This window comes from Thermoanaerobaculia bacterium (genome assembly GCA_035593605.1).
Lineage (GTDB): Bacteria > Acidobacteriota > Thermoanaerobaculia > UBA2201 > DAOSWS01 > DAOSWS01.
Map to the genome: position 1 here is coordinate 1 of DAOSWS010000027.1, position 16,983 is coordinate 16,983.

The 16,983-nt window shown below is 51.6% G+C and carries 11 protein-coding genes and 2 tRNA genes; 9 read left to right on the forward strand and 4 right to left on the reverse strand.

All coding sequences use genetic code 11. From position 1 onward, the window contains the following. The first annotated feature begins 90 nt into the window (after nt 1-90). Nucleotides 91-2,427 carry a hypothetical protein gene (locus PLD04_12405; protein HXK69134.1) on the forward strand — a complete coding sequence of 779 codons (2,337 nt, stop codon included), beginning with the start codon at nt 91-93 and terminating at the stop codon, nt 2,425-2,427. A 1,061-nt stretch (nt 2,428-3,488) separates the two neighbouring features. Here PLD04_12405 and PLD04_12410 read toward each other — a convergent pair. Next, nucleotides 3,489-3,561, reverse strand: a tRNA-Glu gene (locus PLD04_12410). Nucleotides 3,562-3,697: 136 nt separating this feature from the next. Between PLD04_12410 and PLD04_12415 the strand changes: the two genes are divergently transcribed. Continuing rightward, nucleotides 3,698-4,735, forward strand: a complete 1,038-nt coding sequence (locus PLD04_12415) for a thioredoxin domain-containing protein (protein HXK69135.1) — start codon at nt 3,698-3,700, stop codon at nt 4,733-4,735. A gap of 70 nt (nt 4,736-4,805) precedes the next feature. Here the strand turns inward: PLD04_12415 and PLD04_12420 are convergent, their stop codons facing one another. The 3 genes from PLD04_12420 to PLD04_12430 form a co-directional block, all read right to left on the reverse strand. Next, complete coding sequence (locus PLD04_12420; GenBank protein ID HXK69136.1) at nt 4,806-5,672, reverse strand: outer membrane beta-barrel protein; 867 nt, start codon at nt 5,670-5,672, stop codon at nt 4,806-4,808. A gap of 10 nt (nt 5,673-5,682) precedes the next feature. Beyond that, nucleotides 5,683-8,664, reverse strand: a complete 2,982-nt coding sequence (locus PLD04_12425) for a carboxypeptidase regulatory-like domain-containing protein (protein ID HXK69137.1) — start codon at nt 8,662-8,664, stop codon at nt 5,683-5,685. A 211-nt stretch (nt 8,665-8,875) separates the two neighbouring features. Further along, the gene (locus PLD04_12430) at nt 8,876-10,675 is read right to left on the reverse strand and encodes a TonB family protein (protein HXK69138.1); all 1,800 of its coding nucleotides are present in this window, start codon (nt 10,673-10,675) and stop codon (nt 8,876-8,878) included. A 113-nt stretch (nt 10,676-10,788) separates the two neighbouring features. Between PLD04_12430 and PLD04_12435 the strand changes: the two genes are divergently transcribed. From PLD04_12435 to PLD04_12465, 7 genes are all read left to right on the forward strand, one after another. Further along, nucleotides 10,789-10,862, forward strand: a tRNA-Met gene (locus PLD04_12435). 9 nt (nt 10,863-10,871) lie between these two features. Then, nucleotides 10,872-12,200 (forward strand): tRNA lysidine(34) synthetase TilS, encoded by a 1,329-nt coding sequence (gene tilS / locus PLD04_12440; GenBank protein HXK69139.1) that lies wholly within the window; start codon nt 10,872-10,874, stop codon nt 12,198-12,200. Beyond that, the gene (locus PLD04_12445; GenBank protein HXK69140.1) at nt 12,194-12,688 is read left to right on the forward strand and encodes a phosphoribosyltransferase family protein; all 495 of its coding nucleotides are present in this window, start codon (nt 12,194-12,196) and stop codon (nt 12,686-12,688) included. Before tilS ends, PLD04_12445 begins: the two co-directional genes overlap by 7 nt. Before the next feature lie 3 nt (nt 12,689-12,691). Further along, on the forward strand, nt 12,692-14,536 hold the full coding sequence (gene ftsH, locus PLD04_12450; GenBank protein HXK69141.1) for an ATP-dependent zinc metalloprotease FtsH: 1,845 nt from the start codon (nt 12,692-12,694) through the stop codon (nt 14,534-14,536). Then, nucleotides 14,536-15,552 carry a dihydropteroate synthase gene (gene folP / locus PLD04_12455; GenBank protein HXK69142.1) on the forward strand — a complete coding sequence of 339 codons (1,017 nt, stop codon included), beginning with the start codon at nt 14,536-14,538 and terminating at the stop codon, nt 15,550-15,552. The genes ftsH and folP overlap by 1 nt, the downstream gene beginning before the upstream one ends. After that, nucleotides 15,545-16,321: a diadenylate cyclase CdaA gene (gene cdaA, locus PLD04_12460; protein ID HXK69143.1), complete on the forward strand. Its 777-nt coding sequence runs from the start codon at nt 15,545-15,547 to the stop codon at nt 16,319-16,321. The genes folP and cdaA overlap by 8 nt, the downstream gene beginning before the upstream one ends. Continuing rightward, entirely contained in the window at nt 16,318-16,983 is a 666-nt protein-coding gene (locus PLD04_12465) for a hypothetical protein (GenBank protein ID HXK69144.1), read from the forward strand. The genes cdaA and PLD04_12465 overlap by 4 nt, the downstream gene beginning before the upstream one ends.

The following is a 16,983-nucleotide window of genomic DNA, read 5'->3' on the forward strand; positions in this document are numbered from 1 at the left end:
CAGATTCCCTACCGTTCCAATTAAAAACAGAATCGTTTTTCAGTGGACCCTAATTATATTATTAAAGTGCTTGGTGGTAACCCTGGGAATATGAAATTTGCTAATGTGCTTCCTAATGCCGTGATAAATAGAGAGTATGAAGCTTATCTGCAGCCATCTGGAGCAGGGAATTATAGATTCGAGATTACCTCTGGGCAGCTTCCCAAGGGATTATATATCCAACTTACCAAGGATGGAAGCCCACAATGGAAAATTATCGGTACACCAACAATGGACTCTGTGGGATTATATCCAGTGACATTACTATTGACTGGAACTTTGGGTGATTTTTCTTTCGCTCTTGAAAAAACGCTATATCTTGCTGTTATTAATGCTGATCACTATCTTAATGAACCCATATTGGCAGCAGATAAAATTGTCGGCAGTACTGTTGGTGACACAGAGATGATTCTTTATTATCCTGTCAACGAAAATATTCTAGAAGGTACTAGGGAATTTCGTTTTATTCCGATTATTGATGGAAATAGCTGTGACGACTATTCTGATTATATTTCACAAGATGTATTTCAAAAAACAAATATCGCTGATCCGAATGATCCATCAATAGATTATACTTGGGTCTTTTCCCTTGAAACACCACCATTGCCTGAAGGAGAATATTATATTAAATTTGCCCGAAAGGCTTCAGGTGTGGGAACTTGCGCAGACAACACCTTCTCAGCCCACGTCTATGCGTTCACCGCGAATCAAGGAACGCGTGACGTAAGCGTGATCGACACGACCGAAAACCAAATTGTCGATCTTGATGCATCATTGACGGGCAATCAGCGGATGAGCATGCCCGCTGGCACAATCCCGTGGGGGATGGCGTTGAGCAAGACGCCCAAGGACAGCATTGAGTTTTATGTCGTCGATTACGGTCTTGGGGATGTCCAGGTCTATGATGCCGTCAACTATGCCTACGAGACCACGATCCAGCTTCAGAATCGGGACGATTTCGCCTGGGCGGGTCTGGGGGCGGTCGATGTCGATGTGGATTCCCAGGGCTTCGCGTATGTCATTCACACGACCGGCGGGCTCCAGGATCAGCCAGGATTTCCCTATCCGATCTGGAACCCGATCTATGGCAGCATCTCAGTAATAGACACAGCGACAAAAACTCTTGTGGACGTGGATCCCGACGATCCAAAATATCAGATCGGCTGGATGCCTGGAATCCATAGAATCAGAACTTTCGAGCTTTACCCCTACTCCATCTCTATCTTGCGGAGAGATCCGGGAAACGTCATCTATGAAGCAGGAGATGGCTATCCCGGGGAGTACGCCTTTATCTCCGGAGTGGGCCCGCAGCCGCCGGATCCCATTGGCTGGCAGGCCGTGGGATGCACCGATGGACTCCAGGTCATCAATTGCCTGCCTTCGACACCGCCTTGTGCCTGCCCATACGGATGGTGGCACATTTGGGAACCGATGTATGACGTCAGACCCATCACCATTGGCATACTTGACCTTAATCCGCAAATTGTCGCAACAGTGGACAGCGACGGTCATCCTCTCACCTATGCTTCCAATGAGGTCAGCTACAGGAAATTCCTCGGTGTTCAAAACATAGGCGAGGATGGAAGACGGATGGGCCAGGCCAATCAGGGGCTGGACTTCGCCATCTACCCGGACGGTTCGAATGCCTGGGTTTTCGCGGTCAGTCCTACTGAAGACAAGGTCTACTATTTCAATTTCAAAGATGCGATTACTAATCCCACAACATTCAACTACACATCTCTGGATCTTGTTAGTGGAGACCATCCAAGCGATGTAGCCGTCGAGGAAATCAACGGCATTCCTTATGCGTTCACCAGCAACCGCCTATCCGATACGGTCAGCGTTATTCAGGCAACACAGGATCCGCTACCCTTCGTGGCTGGAACGATTGACATCTCCGAGGCAGCGTGTCCAATCTCGACGGACTTTTCCCCCTTTGGGCGCGACCCGATCGCGATTGATACCAGGAGCAAAGGCGACTATGGATATACCGTTAATACCAATTCTGGAACGGTCACAATAATCGATTTAGTAAATCTCTCCTGCCAGGGGGACATCGTACTCGATGAGACGGAATGGACGCGACCCTGGCGCATCGCGATCCAACCGGTCAACACGGTCACCGATTTCTATCAGAGCGTCAAGACAGAACTTGCTGTGGCACCGGATACCGCGTTTACCGAGGCTCCGAAAAAGGACAACCTCATCCGTGAATGGGAAGGCGTGAATGATTTACAGGAAACCAGCGCGGATTCGACAGCGGTTTTGGTTCACATTGACAACTTTCAGCGCAACGTCGGTAAATGGGTCACCGATGAAAACACGCTAGCAGCCGTCAATCAGTCCATTGACTTGTACCGGACGGCATACTTAATGAGTCTGCCCTAAGCTCCCTACGCGGAGGGAGAGCCATAGCCTTCTGGGGAGGGGGGAATCAACCCTACGTCGAGGATTTTTGAATGAGTTTGACGCAGCAGATGCAGGTATATTCGCGGCCGCAGCCGTAGTGAGTGTGAGATATTTGTGTTACTGCTCGGCATACCCCAATAACCCACCCCCAGGCGCGAAGACCCGCAAAAAGAAACCTCCCGACGTGGGGAGGAGGACAAGTCGTTCTGCAGACTCGGGTGCGGGAAACGGCGCATAGGGGATGAAACCCGAATTCTCATACTCGGTGCGCAGCGAGACAGTGAAGATATCTGGAGGTGCAAGGAAAACGATTGAAAAAACCGGAGACGTAGACGGAGCCTACGTTGAGGATTTTTGAATGAGTTTGACGCAGCAGATACGGGTATATTCGCGGCCGCAGCCGCAGTGAGTGTGAGAAGTTCGGGTTAGTACTCGGCATACCCTCGTAACCCACCCTCAGGTGCGAAGCCCCGCAATCAGACAACACCCAAATGTAGGGAGAGTGGGAATCCAAATTGCAATGAGGGAGTTCAGAACGGCGCATAGGGGATTCGACACTCGGCATACTCCAGCCATCCACCCACAGGCACGAATCCCCGCAAAAAGAAACCTCTCGATGTGGGGAGGAGGACAAATCATTCTAAAGCCTCGGGTGTGGGGAACGGCGCATAGGGGATTCGACGCTCGGCATACCCTCGCAACTTACCCTCAGGCGCGAATCCCCTCAATCATCTAGTTTTTAATCGTTTGGGAAGAGGAAATTAATATTATAAAGGGGAAGTACAATGCGGCGCATAGGGGATTCGACACTCGGCATACCCTCGTAACCCACCCTCAGGTGCGAAGCCCCGCAATCAGACAACACCCAAATGTAGGGAGAGTGGGAATCCAAATTGCAATGAGGGAGTTCAGAACGGCGCATAGGGGATTTGATGCTCGGCATACTCCAGCCATCCACCCACAGGCACGAATCCCCGCATAATAAAACCTCCCAACGCGGGGAAGAGGACAAGTCGTTCTGCAAACTCGGGTGCGGGGAGCGGCGCATAGGGGATTCGAACCCCTGTTACCGACGTGAGAGGCCAGCGTCCTGGTCCACTAGACGAATGCGCCAGATGGACAAGTATACACGATCCATTTTAGGTAGGCAACACCCAACGGGGGCTTTACAAAGACCGTAGATTGGGTTATGGTCAACGCCGTTGATTCACGTTAATTTTCTACCGTGACATTGTTTGAGGAGGTTTCGATGCGTCTGATTCAAGTTTTCGTTCTTCATCTCTTTGCCCTCTCAGTCTTTGCCGCTGCCGGGGACACCGTATTGATCCGGAACTTTGCCGAAAAATACCAGGCACCCTGTGACGGCGGGGCTATCGAAGTCAAGGTAAATACCGAAGATACCGATTTTACCTACTATTATGTCTCACGGGACTGCCCCCATGACAAGAAACACAACTTTGGCATGCCTGTTGTCTACCTTCCAGGAGAAAAGACTCTCTTTGTCGGAGAATATTTCAACCTGAAACGTCTCAAGGAAGAGGCCGATAACCCCAGGGCGGTGGAGGCATTTATCGGTGAATTCCTGGGTGGAAAGGCAACACTGACCTTCGTGAAAAATGGTAAAGGATACCGGGTTTACGATATGAAAGTCGAAACTGGATTCGGAGCGGTACACCATGAAATGTACCGTTTTAAAGACTTTCACGTCATTCTGGGCAAGGCCTATGGAGATACAGAAGACCCACGTGAGACCCGGGTTCGTGAATTTCCCTGGGGTACTCTTCCCTCAATTGGAGATCCGAGTGCGCCTCATAAGCTGGCCGTATTTCTTGATCTTGAGTGTCCAATGTGTGCACGGGTGGAGAAGGACCTTCTCGAAGCCCTGAAAACTCATCCGGAAATCACGGCATCCTTTGTCCAGTTTCCCCTGGTTTCCATCCACCCCTGGGCGTTTCGTGGAGCCTGCGGAGCCATGTGCTTTTTCTCTGCAGACCCATCCTTCTACTTTGATTTCTTGACAGACATGTATGCCCAGAGGGACACGCTAGATCTGGATACAATCGATTATGCCGTCTTCGGGTTCGCCGATCAGCGTGAGCTTCGACCCCATCTTCTGGACTGCTATCTTAAAACCGATAACATCCGTTCCGTCCTGAACCAGCTGCAGCTGGCCCTTACCCTCGGAGTTCGATTCACACCCGGGCTCTACCTGGATGGCACCCTCTATGTCCCGTCGGATTTGCTCGCCCTCCTAAAGGAAAGGAAATCCTTATCATCGGAGAAGTAGCATCATTCCAAGCACTGCTTAAAAAAAAGGGGCCCCATGTGGGGCCCCTGATTTGTTTCAGTAAATCAACTCAGAACATGAATTTGATGCCGACAACGCCACGATAGAAGGTGGCTTTGGTATCGATGGTGTAATCAAACCAGGAATCCCACATGGCAGCAGTATTGTAGTTGTCACACACGCCATCGCTGTCGCATCCAAGTTCAAGAACCTGTTCACCGGTCACGTCGGTATACCGTCCAGGCATGACGTGATAGATCACAGCTTCATTGTTCAGAGCGTAAAAATACCTCAGGTCAAAGGTAATGGCGAACTTGTCCGAAAGCTTGATATCACCGCCGGCACCCAGGTTAAAGGTGAAGGCATTGAAATCGTCTGCTTTCAAACGAACCGGGAAGAAGGTCTGGGTTCCAAAAACGACATCATTCTGGGGAATCCAGCCCGTGGCTTCTGCATCGAGATGAATGGAGTTCAATCCCACACCGGTGAGGGCATAGAAACGGAACTTTTTTTCCAGGTTTGTAAAATAGTACCGGGCATTCAACTCGGTTACGTAATTTCGGATTTCACCCTTATAAAGCGCACTGTCGGCAAAGGATCCCGATCCACCATCCGGAGTGGTGAAGGAGCCGGAAAAGGAGGAAAGAATGTCCAGATCGTTGGAAAAGGTTTCATAACCAATTTCAATACCGAGGCGCTCATCGAGCATACGGGTGTAAATCAGGCCATAGCCAGTTTTTGCATCCGTTTTGCTCTCAAGGTATCCCATGTCCTGCGCGGTCATGAATCCTTCATAATCGTACAGATGGGATGAGATACCGACTTCGTCATACCGACTCTGATCATACATGCCACCAAACACGAAGATGTCGTTGTTCTGCGCGTAAAGCGGTGTAATCAGAGCCAGTGCAAACAGTAGCAGGAAGAGTTTTTTCATCGATACCTCCTCAGAATTCAAGACGGAAGCCCACTTCATAGCTGCGGGGGTTATACCAGGAATCCGTGAATCCCCAGCTGGCTGGACGATCGAGAGTGCCCCAGTAACCGCAGGAACCCTCAGCCGCATCCGTCACTTCCTCGGGGGTAAATCCTTCACCGATGGCCACACCCTGGTAGGAATAACAACGGTCGGTGGGACCCTGGTTGTTGATCACATTGTTGACCGAAAGGATGACGCGAGCGTCAATCCGGTCACCGATCTTGAAATCTTTCCTTGCTTCAACATCGAGTGAGTAGAGGGATTGATTTCGGCGACTTCCTCTCGGCTCAATGAAGTACGAACCATAGTCAAGAACCGGATAGTAACGGTACGAAGAGGTAAAGTTCTGCGAGAGACCGGAACCCCAGAAGAAGTTGAATCCCAGAGAGGTCTCGAGGGGCAGGTAGAAGTATCCGTTGATTTTCACACGGTGACGACGGTCGTCGCTCATGTAGCCGTAAATATTCGTGTAGTGCAGCGGGATGTCGAGATCTGTACCGCCATACTGCGTGTACTCGATGGAACCTCTGGATTTGGAATAGGTGTAGTTGACAATGATGTGGAACCAGTCCTTGTAGCGGGATTCCAATTTCAGCAGGTAACCGTAGTAATAACGCTTGGCGGCCGCAGGGTTGCGGAGCATGTAGGATCCGCAGTACTCAAGACCCCAATAAGGATCGCCATTTTCATCGAGCGGCCAGGTGGAGGGATCACCGGGATCGATAAAGTTGCCGTTTTCATCATAACCGGCGCAGGTATCCTCGATGATGTCCTTGGTACGCTTGTTGACGTAGGTGACTTCGATTCCCGTACGGGGCATAATTTCTCTTTCAAAACCGATGGAGAATTCATCCGCGTAGGTGGGCTTAAGGTCTTTGAGAACCTGGTTGGGTTCACCACCGAAGAAATCCGTCACGAAGTAACCGTTTTCGTCACATTCGTAGCCAAAGATTTCACAGTAAGCCTGCCAGTCGCCCTGACCGTTCTCATCAAGCAGACCCGCCTGATATGCAGCCTGACCGGCGTAGGTTTCAGTCCCACTGACGGATACGTGCTGCTTGACAAAGTCGGGAAGCGTAAGCGCTCCGGGGTGCATGAAACGACCCCAGTAAGCCCGAAAGACGGTCTTTGAATCGTTGAAAATATCCCAGGCAAGGCCAAGTCGCGGCTGAACCATGTCAAACGTGATGACTTCATTGCCGAGGTCATCCCAGTAGGTCGCCTGATCAAAGCGGACGCCGGGTTTGAAGGTCAGGTTGGGACGGATACGCCATTCGTCCTGAAGGTATCCCGTCCAGAGTTCACCGTCGAAAACACCGAAGTCACCGCTCCAGAAGGCACGTTCCACCTCGTCGGGATCGGCATCGTGCCACTTGCCGTCGGGGCCGAGACCGGACTGCCAGTATTCGGCATATTCGTTGTCCGGGCAAACTTCTTCTTTCACACCATCACCATTCACGTCAGTACGGTAGCAATCGTCCCAGTGGTCGGTGTAATAAAGAGGATAGGCTGTGTATTGCTGACCCTCGTACGAAAAGGTATACGGAGCACCGTTGTACCGGTTGACGGAGTCAAACTTGAGATCGTGGTATTCCAGACCGGCCTTGAGAGTGTGATCGCCAAGGAAGTTGTCTTTGTAATACGTCAGAGAAGTCATTCCTTCCACACGATCTCGCTCGGAAAGCTGAACCAGATAACCACCGTTGTAAGCCAGTCCGGTGAGAAGGTCGATATACTGCGGACTGTCGTAGTCTTCATTTGTCGGGTACACATCCAGGTCCTGATAGGCCGATCCGAGCTTCAGGCTGAAGAGTGTGTTCTCCGAGAGAATGGAGGAGTAATCGATCTGGGCGACACGGGTCATCTGGTCCTGTCTCATACCCGCTTCGGGGGCCGTATAGGGGCCGGCATCCCAGTTAGAAATATAGGCCCAGTCAAAGGAATACTTTCCGATTATCGTATTGTTGGGGTTAACCTGCCAGGTGATTTTGCCAAGGTTGGACCACGCATCCCATTCATAATCGGAGTAGGCCTGCCACGGAGTCTGCTTGACCATTTCATGACCCACGGCCACGAAGAACCACACGCGGTCGCGCAGCAGCGGCCCTCCGATTGTGGCGTTGGGGTTGTAAAACTTGTAGGTGTCCTGACTGGGATCGTAGGGATCCCAGACGGGGTTTTCGCCGTCTTCGGTAAAGGATTCATCCTGATAACGGATATCAAACGTACCGGAGAAGGTGTTTCCACCTGACTTGGTCACGACGTTCACGACACCGCCAAGGGCTCTTCCATATTCGGCCTCGAAACCGCCGGTCTGGAAAGAGATTTCCTGAATGGCATCAAAGTTGAAATTCGTGCCGAAGGTGGATGTTACGGGATCTGTAGAATCCATTCCGTCGATCAGGTAGGAGTTTTCACCTTCCGTGGATCCCAGTACCGAAGGATTCCCACCTCCCTGAACGCCGGCGGACATGCCCATGACGTTCTGGAAGGATCGGCCACCCGAACCGATAGTCGCTTCCTGGAGAAAGTCCTGAGTGTAAACATCACCCGTGTTGGTCTGGGTGGAGTCTACAACCGGAGCCTGTCCGGAAACAACGATCTCGGTTTCAAACTCGGACGCCAGCTGCATCGTAACGCTGAGTTTGGTATTCCGATCGAGATTAACGGGGACCTGTTCGTTGGTCAGGAGCTGAAATCCTTCAAGATTGAAGGAAACAGAGTAGGTTCCCACCATGAGTTTCGGGAAACGGAATTCCCCGTTCTCATCGGTGACAGCGACTTTTGCGCCTCCAATTTGATTGGGTGAATCGGCGGTTACGGTCACGCCGGGAAGAGGATTACCGTCGGAATCCATAACCGTGCCCGACAGAGATCCGTGCTCCACGACGGCCCAGGCGAGTCCTGCCGTCAGAAGCAGAATCAAGCCAACTATGAACCACGTTCGCATACGACCCTCCTTGTGATTTTGTTCACACCTTTCGGGAAAGGTGAACCTCACCCGAATAAGATGCAAGAATTATACCACAACATCAAAATATGAAAACACAGCAGAGAAACCCTGATAAATCAGGACTTTTATCTCCAATTTACAAAGCCGAGTCTTTTTTCTGGTTGAATATTTTGAAACTTAGTTCAACACATTGAACGACCATAAGGTGTCAGAGTGTGAAGGGAATCGTTACCACCGTCCACGTTTTTACCGGGATTCCCTCCTTCAACGCGGGCGAAAAGGTCCATTGCTTCACTGCCTCGATGGCTGCCTTATCCAGCCCAAGCTTTCCGCCCGGATAACGAATCGCGTTGAAATCGACAGCTTGTCCTTCCTCGTTCACCAGGACTTTGAGGATTACGTTTCCCTGAACCCGCCTCTTGACTGCAAGGGGCGGATATTCCGCTCGCACGGTTGTGAGAGGAATGGGAGCCTGGTCCACGTCTTTGATATCGACCAGCTGACCTTTGGTCACGGAAGGAACTGCAGGTTCAGGCTCTTTTACCGGTGCCGGATTTTCTTCCACCGCAGGTGTGGTTTCTTCCTGCGGACTCTCCGTTCCCGGCTGTCCCTTCAGAGTGGTGACGGACGGCTCCTGAGGTGGTGGCGAGGAGGGGCGTGAGGATGCAGAATCCTGGGATGCAGGTTTAGGTTCCGCCTTTGCCTTTACAGGTTCCTGGGAAGATGGAGGGGCCTCCCCCGTTACGGTCTCTTTCATTTTGTTGAGAGCTTCGCGGGTTTTTTGAGTTTCGGCTTCCTTTTCTTTCAGCTTCTTCTCAATTTCCGGATTTTTTTCGGCCTGCTGTGTCTGTCTCAGCTTATCCAGCTCCTCTTCCTGCTGGGCGATCTGCCGTTCGGCTTCATCCAGCTTTGCCTGCAGCTCTGGAGACGGTTCGGCAGGGGCGGTCGCCGCGGCGGGTTCCGGTTCGGGTTCCGATTTAGAGGCCCAGGGTTTAAAAACAATGCCCACAGTTATCAAAATCACGGCCAGTACGGCAACCAGGACAAAAGGTAATGGAGAACGTTTGGCGGGAACTTCAACAAATTCCACTTTCGGAGGTGCCGGGGCTTCCCGGGGCTCCGGCTCCACCGGTTTTGGCGGGGCAAAAAGAGCCTTGATATCAGCCTTATCTTCTTCCCGGCAGATTTTCTCCTCATTATTAATATCTTCGCGGAAGAGGGTGTGCATAAAGTAGGCAACGTTAAAGGTTGTGGGTGCATAGGTGCCGTCGTAAATGAGTTTCCCTAACTCTTCCCGCATATCCCGTAAATTTGGGTATCGCTCACCCGGGTTATGGGCAAGAGCTTTCAGTAAAATCATCTGCAGATCTCTGGGAATTGGCTGTCCATCCATACCCTGAATGGTTGTGATTGCCCGAATCCGGTCTTCCTCCACGGAGGACGAAGGAAGGGATTTCCCCGTCAACATTTCAAAGAAAAAAGCACCTGAAGCATAGACCTGATCAGTAGGATTCCAGTCTTTGGACTCCAGCAACTGGGGGGAGAGGTATGGATAAAGAGATTCCGGCTGAACCTGCGTAAGGATTTTACCCATGGGAACGGCCGCTCCCTTGATCTCCCCTTCATAACTCAGGTAGGCCAGATGCGGGTGTGGAAGAGCGTATTTATGTTCCTCGAACCCGGCCATTACACGCTCAAGGATATGAAGGGAGTGTTCCTGAGGTAAAGGAAACATTTCCGCAACACAGCGCTTGATGATGACCTGGATGGTGGCGGCGGACATGTATTCTTCGACATAGACGTTCTTGCCATCCACCTTTTCGATCAAAAGGAGATCGTTCACGGCGAGGTGCCGGGTAAACTTTAATCCCTCCGGTAAGGCAAAGGGGAAAAGTCGGAGAAAGACACGTGTCTTTTGATCACCCTCAACCCGAAATGCCCGGAATAACTTTCCCCAGGGCGAAGCGTCTGCTTCCCTGAAAACCACATAGTTCCCTAATTTTTCCACGGGCATATTCTAACCTCTCCTTGCACCTATTGCAATGGTGTCTCTATCGCACCTGATCCTGAGCGAACGGGAATTGACATTCCCCTTTCACTTGACGTACACTCATGACCCGCGGCGGTGTAGCTCAAGTGGTTAGAGCATGCGGCTCATATCCGCAGTGTTAGGGGTTCAAGTCCCTTCACCGCCACTTTTCAACTTGATCAGCACGGTACGAACATTCATCCAGCAGCATCGACTGATTCCCCCACACTGCAAAGTTATTGCCGCGGTCTCAGGAGGGCCTGATTCCATCGCCCTACTCTTTCTTCTACAGTCGCTGCAGCAGGAGCTCTCTTTCGATCTGACCGCAGTTTCCATTGACCACGGCCATCGGCCTCGAACCCGGGAGGAAGCCCTCTTTGTCCAAAACCTTGCGGGTCAAATCTGCATACCTCACCATACTCTCGTGTTGACCGAGACATGCCCGCCGGGTCACTCCTGGGAAGCGTGGGCCAGAGATCAGCGGATCTCCCTTCTCCTTGCCTATCGGGATAGAGTACAGGCGGATTTTATCGCCCTGGGACACCACGCTGATGATCAGGTAGAAACATTTTTTCTTCGTCTCTTCCGGGGTACCTCCCTTCGCGGTCTATGCGGCATGCAGGCTAAAAACTCTCAGGGGTTTATTCGCCCTCTGCTCCATTGCCGCCGTTCTCAGATTCTGGATTATCTCTCTGAAAAGAAAATTCCCTTCATGGAGGATCCGACCAACCAGGACCGAAGATATTACAGAAATCGGATCCGGCACGATCTGATTCCGTCTCTTGCAAAAGAATACAGCCCTCCCATTTCACAGAAAATAATTGATTTGCAGAATCTCCTCTCAAGGGATGAAGAGTTTCTTACTAGATCCGCACGCAACTGGCTGGATAACCATCTTTCGAGGGAAGGGCAGTCGTTTTCCATTCCCCGCGCAGCCTGGAAAGAGCTTCCCGGGGCTATGAGGCTTCGCGTGCTGCTGGGACTCATATCCGAAGCAGCCATCCAGCCTTCCTTCCTATCTCTTCAACGATTGCTTCATCTGGAAACCCAATTTCTGGGAGATGGCCGACTGTTCAGGCGGCTTGAGCCGGAAGCCTGCATCCTTGAAGGGGAATATGCTACCATTAGGTTGACTGTCCAGCGGCCCTGTCTCGAGGACCCTGTCACGATAAAGGTCCAAGGGGAGACGGCTGTTCCAGCTTTGAGAGTTTCTGTAATTTCGGAGCCGGACAGGCGCCTTGATTCAGAACCCTGGACAATCAACCTGCCGGCGGACTCGGGGCCCCTGACACTGGTCACCCGGCGGGGAGGAGAACTTGCAAAGACTGACAGAGGGAGTAAACCTCTTAAATCCCTCCTGTCTGAATTGAAGATTTCCCGCGCCCGGCGAGAAAATCTTCCTCTCCTCCTTGCAGGAGGTCTTGTGGTCTGGATCCCCGGGATCTGGTGCAGCAGAACCGATCGGCAGGACACAATCTTAGGACTGAGGTGGAACCCATGGTAACAATCACCAAGCGGTTTTCTGAAGATGAAATTCGAGACAGGATTGAAGACCTTGCTCAGCACATCCGGTCCGACCACCCTGAAGAAGAAATCCTATTTATCGGAATCCTGAAAGGAGCATTTGTCTTTCAGGCTGACCTCATGCGGAATCTCAACCAGCCCTGTCGTTTCGATTTCCTTCGAGAGAAAATGGAACAGGATATCGTCTTCTTCTCGGGCGAGCTGGATGTTTGCGGAAAGAGCGTCATTCTTTTGAAAGATGTCGTGACCACCGGGGTTGTGGAAAATTACTTAATAAATCAATTGCGTACCATGGGTCCGAAATCAATCAAGCTCGCATGCCTCATCGACAAGCCGACAGATCGCAAGGCAGACATTTCTGTTGATTACGCACTGTTTCGTGCGGATGAAAACATCTTCGTCGGGTATGGAATGGAATATAAGGGCCAATATGGCAACCTTCCCTACATCGGAATGGTGGAATTTTAGATCGTGAGAGGAAACCTTCGCAGTCTTATCGTCTGGATCCTTGTCGCCATCGTCGCGATTTTGATCTTCCGGGTGTTTGAGCAGGCAGGAAGCCGCCCGGAAGAAATTCACTTTTCCGCCTTCATGAATGAAGTGGATGCGGGGAAGATCAAAAGCGTACAAATCAAGGAGCAGGAAATCACAGGCAGGTACCTGTCCAGTACGCGTCCCAAGGATGCACCCGACTTCATTACCTATGTCCCGCCCGTGTATGACGATCTGGTTGCAGCCCTTCGGAAAAATCATGTAGAAATCGAGATCATTCAGGCCAAGGAATCTACATGGCTCACCTTCCTTTTTTCCTGGGGTCCCATTCTTTTCCTGGTAGCGCTATGGGTTGTTTTTATGCGTCAGATGCAATCCGGAGGCAACAAGGCTCTTTCATTTGGAAAGAGTCGGGCCCGGGTTTTGACTCCAAATCAGCTGAAAGTTACCTTTGCCGATGTAGCGGGAGTGGAAGAGGCCAAGGAAGAACTGCAGGAAATCATCGAATTCCTTAAAGATCCCAAGAAGTTCCAACGGCTGGGAGGAAAGATTCCCAAAGGCGTAATTCTGATGGGACCTCCCGGAACGGGGAAGACACTTCTGGGAAAAGCTATTGCCGGGGAGGCAGGCGTTCCCTTTATCTCATTCAGCGGCAGTGAATTTGTTGAAATGTTCGTGGGTGTCGGTGCTTCCCGGGTTAGAGACCTCTTCGAACTTGGAAAACGAAACGCACCCTCCATCATCTTCGTCGACGAAATCGATGCCGTGGGACGACATCGGGGAGCGGGACTGGGGGGGGGACATGACGAACGGGAGCAGACGCTGAACCAGCTCCTGGTTGAAATGGACGGCTTTGAGACCAATGAAGGCGTGATCATCATGGCGGCCACAAACCGTCCCGATGTTCTTGACCCGGCTCTCCTTCGACCGGGACGGTTTGACCGTAGAATCGTTGTCGACCGGCCCGATCTGAAGGGAAGGCATGGAATCCTGAAGGTCCATGTCCGCAAGGTACCGCTTTGTGAAAATGTCGACCTTGAAGTTGTCGCGCGGACCACACCGGGTTTCAGTGGCGCCGATCTGGCCAACCTCGTAAATGAAGCTGCCCTGATTGCGGCCCGAAATAATAAATCCTGCGTAGCAATGGAAGATTTTGAATACGCAAAAGATAAGGTCCTCATGGGAGCGGAACGGAAAAGCCTGATCATTTCAGACAAGGAAAAGAAGTCGACCGCCGTCCACGAAGCCGGGCACGCGCTGGTGGCCGCAATGCTCTCCGAGACCGATCCTCTCCACAAGGTGACGATTATTCCCCGGGGAAGGGCCCTGGGTGTAACGATGCAGCTCCCCATGGATGATCGCTACAATTACACAAAATCCTACCTCCAAGATCAGATCACCATGATGCTCGGAGGGAGAATCGCAGAAGAGGAAATGCTCGAGCAGCTATCCACGGGGGCCGGGAACGATCTGGAACGGGCCACGGAGCTGGCTCGGAAAATGGTATGCGCGTGGGGGATGAGTGATCTTGGTCCGATCACCTTCGGACAGGGGGATGAAAATATTTTCCTCGGGAAAGAACTGATCCGGCACCAGAATTATTCGGAAGACACCGCAAAAAAAATCGATGAGGAAGTTTACAAAATCATCCACAACGCCTACCAGATAGCTACGGATCTAATTCGTACCCATCGCCAGGTCCTCGAAGCCATTTCAACAACCCTCCTCGAAAAAGAAGTGCTCGAGGGAGAACATGTCTATGCGATTATTCACGAAATCACGGGACTCGATCTCAGACGCTCCCCTGCTGATCCATTGAATTAATGGCTCAATCTTACATACTCCGGAACCAGGACGATTACCTCTTTTTTCTCGGGTCGAAACGTCCCGGCCCGACCTGGAATCAGTCATGCAGAATTACTTCTGATTTTAGGGGCTTTTTTGCTCATGGGAGCCTCCAGGCTTTTGCTGATGCTCTCCAATGCGAGGAAAACGGTCCGGAATCCTTAAAGGAGATCGTAGAGAACTATTCCCGACGCCCCAGATCCCCCCATGCCCGGATCATGGGCATTCTGAATGTGACACCTGATTCATTTTCCGATGGCGGTCGCTTTCTGTCTCCTGACCTGGCAATCGAGCATGGGAAACGTCTAATCGACGAAGGGGCGGATATCATCGACATCGGAGGAGAGAGCTCAAGACCGGGAGCGGATCCCGTCGACGAAGAAGAAGAACTCCGGCGGACACAGCCCGTAATCGAAGCCCTGGTGGGTCTCGGCAATATCGAGATCTCCATTGACACAACCAAGCCGGGGGTAGCGCGTCGATCCGTTGAAGCAGGAGCGCGGTGGATCAACGATATTTCCGGATTCGTAAAGGACGAAATGATTGAGGTGGCCGCCAGGGGTTCGACAGGCGTCGTCATCATGCATCGGCAGGGTTCTTCGAAAACCATGCAGATGGCACCCTATTATGATCACCTCTTCTCAGACGTGGCTGAGTTTCTCAGCGCAGGAGCGACCCGTGTCCTGCATGCCGGCATTCCCGCAGACCGAATCTATATCGACCCGGGGATCGGGTTCGGCAAAACCGTTGAACACAATACGCTTCTCATCAGCCACATTGATTTTTTACTGGGACTCGGCTTCCCGATCTGTATCGGAGCGTCCAGGAAATCCTTTTTGAAAGCCGTCGTTCCAGGAGAACCTCAGGAACGGCTCTTTCCCTCGGTGACCGCCCACACCTGTGCAATTCTGGGAGGAGCCAGTCTGATCCGGGTTCACGATGTGAGGCCCCACAGGGAGATGGTACGCACGCTGGAGCTACTGAACCATGCATGAGTTCCTGATCATCGTCCAGCGTCTCTCCGTTATGGATGTCCTGGACATTCTGATCCTTGCCGTACTCGTATATAATCTGTTTCTCTTAATCAAAGGAACCCGGGCCATGCAGATGGTAACGGGCATTCTGGTCCTCCTGGCAGCCTACTACCTTGCCAACCTTCTGGGACTTCGAGCTTTCCGCACATTTCTGGAAGGTGTTCTCTTTTACTTTCCCTTTGCGGTCATTGTTCTCTTTCAAAGCGAACTTCGAAAGGCACTGGCTTCGTTTGCACGAAACCCCTTTTCAGCAAGACGGGGGGCCCGCCAGGAGCTTGCTCAGACCATTACGTCCATTGTAAAAGCGAGCCTTACCCTTGCATCCAAATCGATTGGAGCACTGATCGTCATCGAATGTCGCCATTCCCTGAAGCAATACACTGAAACGGGCGTTCTTCTGCACGCCCATGTCAGTTATGATCTTCTGGTCAACATCTTTACCCCTAACACCCCTCTCCACGACGGAGCCCTGATCATTCGAGACCATACCGCCATTGCGGCTTCCTGCTTTCTTCCACTTACACAGAATCCTTCCCTGACCCAGGAATTCGGATCGCGCCATCGAGCCGCTATCGGAATCACGGAGGAGACCGATGCTCTTGCGATCGTGGTATCAGAAGAGACCGGAGCCATCAGTTTTGCAGTAAATGGTCACCTTCAGAGGCACCTGGATGGCCGAAGCCTTCGAGATCTGGTCACCCGCTACCTGAACGGATCTTCCCCGTCATGAGAATTCTGAAGAACATCTGGCTGAAACTCTTTGCTCTGGTGATCGCATTCTCCCTCTGGTATGTCACGGTACCCCATGAAGCCAGGGACATTGGTGAAGAAAATTTCATTATTCCGATTCGGATCATCAATGTGCCTTCTTCTCTCGTCATCATGGGGGACCTTCCTGACACGATACAGGTCCGGGTGCGTGGAGTTAAGAACTCCATGGACACATTCACCAAGGCGTCAAAAAGCTTCACGATCGATTTAAAGAATGAGAGACCGGGCACACAAACGATCCCCGTGCTCCAGTCCAGACTGGGAATACCTGACGATCTGGAAATTATTTCCATCCAGCCTGTGAATGTTGTGGTCCATCTGGAAAGTCGGCTTCAGAAGCTGATTCCGATCACGGCTCAAATATCCGTGGCTCCCCCGAAAAACACACGCTGGGACGTATCGGTGATTCCAGAAAACGCCCTGGTGGTCGGACCGGAGAGTATCGTCAACTCCCTGAACTCGGTAGCCACGATGGCCATTGAACCTTCGACGGCAGAGGAGACCTATCGAACCGACGTATTGCTGACACCACCCCACTCTCTGGTTCGTATCATTCAGCCTCTCCAGGTGTCTGTCATTATCCGAACGGTTGAAATTCCCTCAAGAAAGAAGAGAAGATAG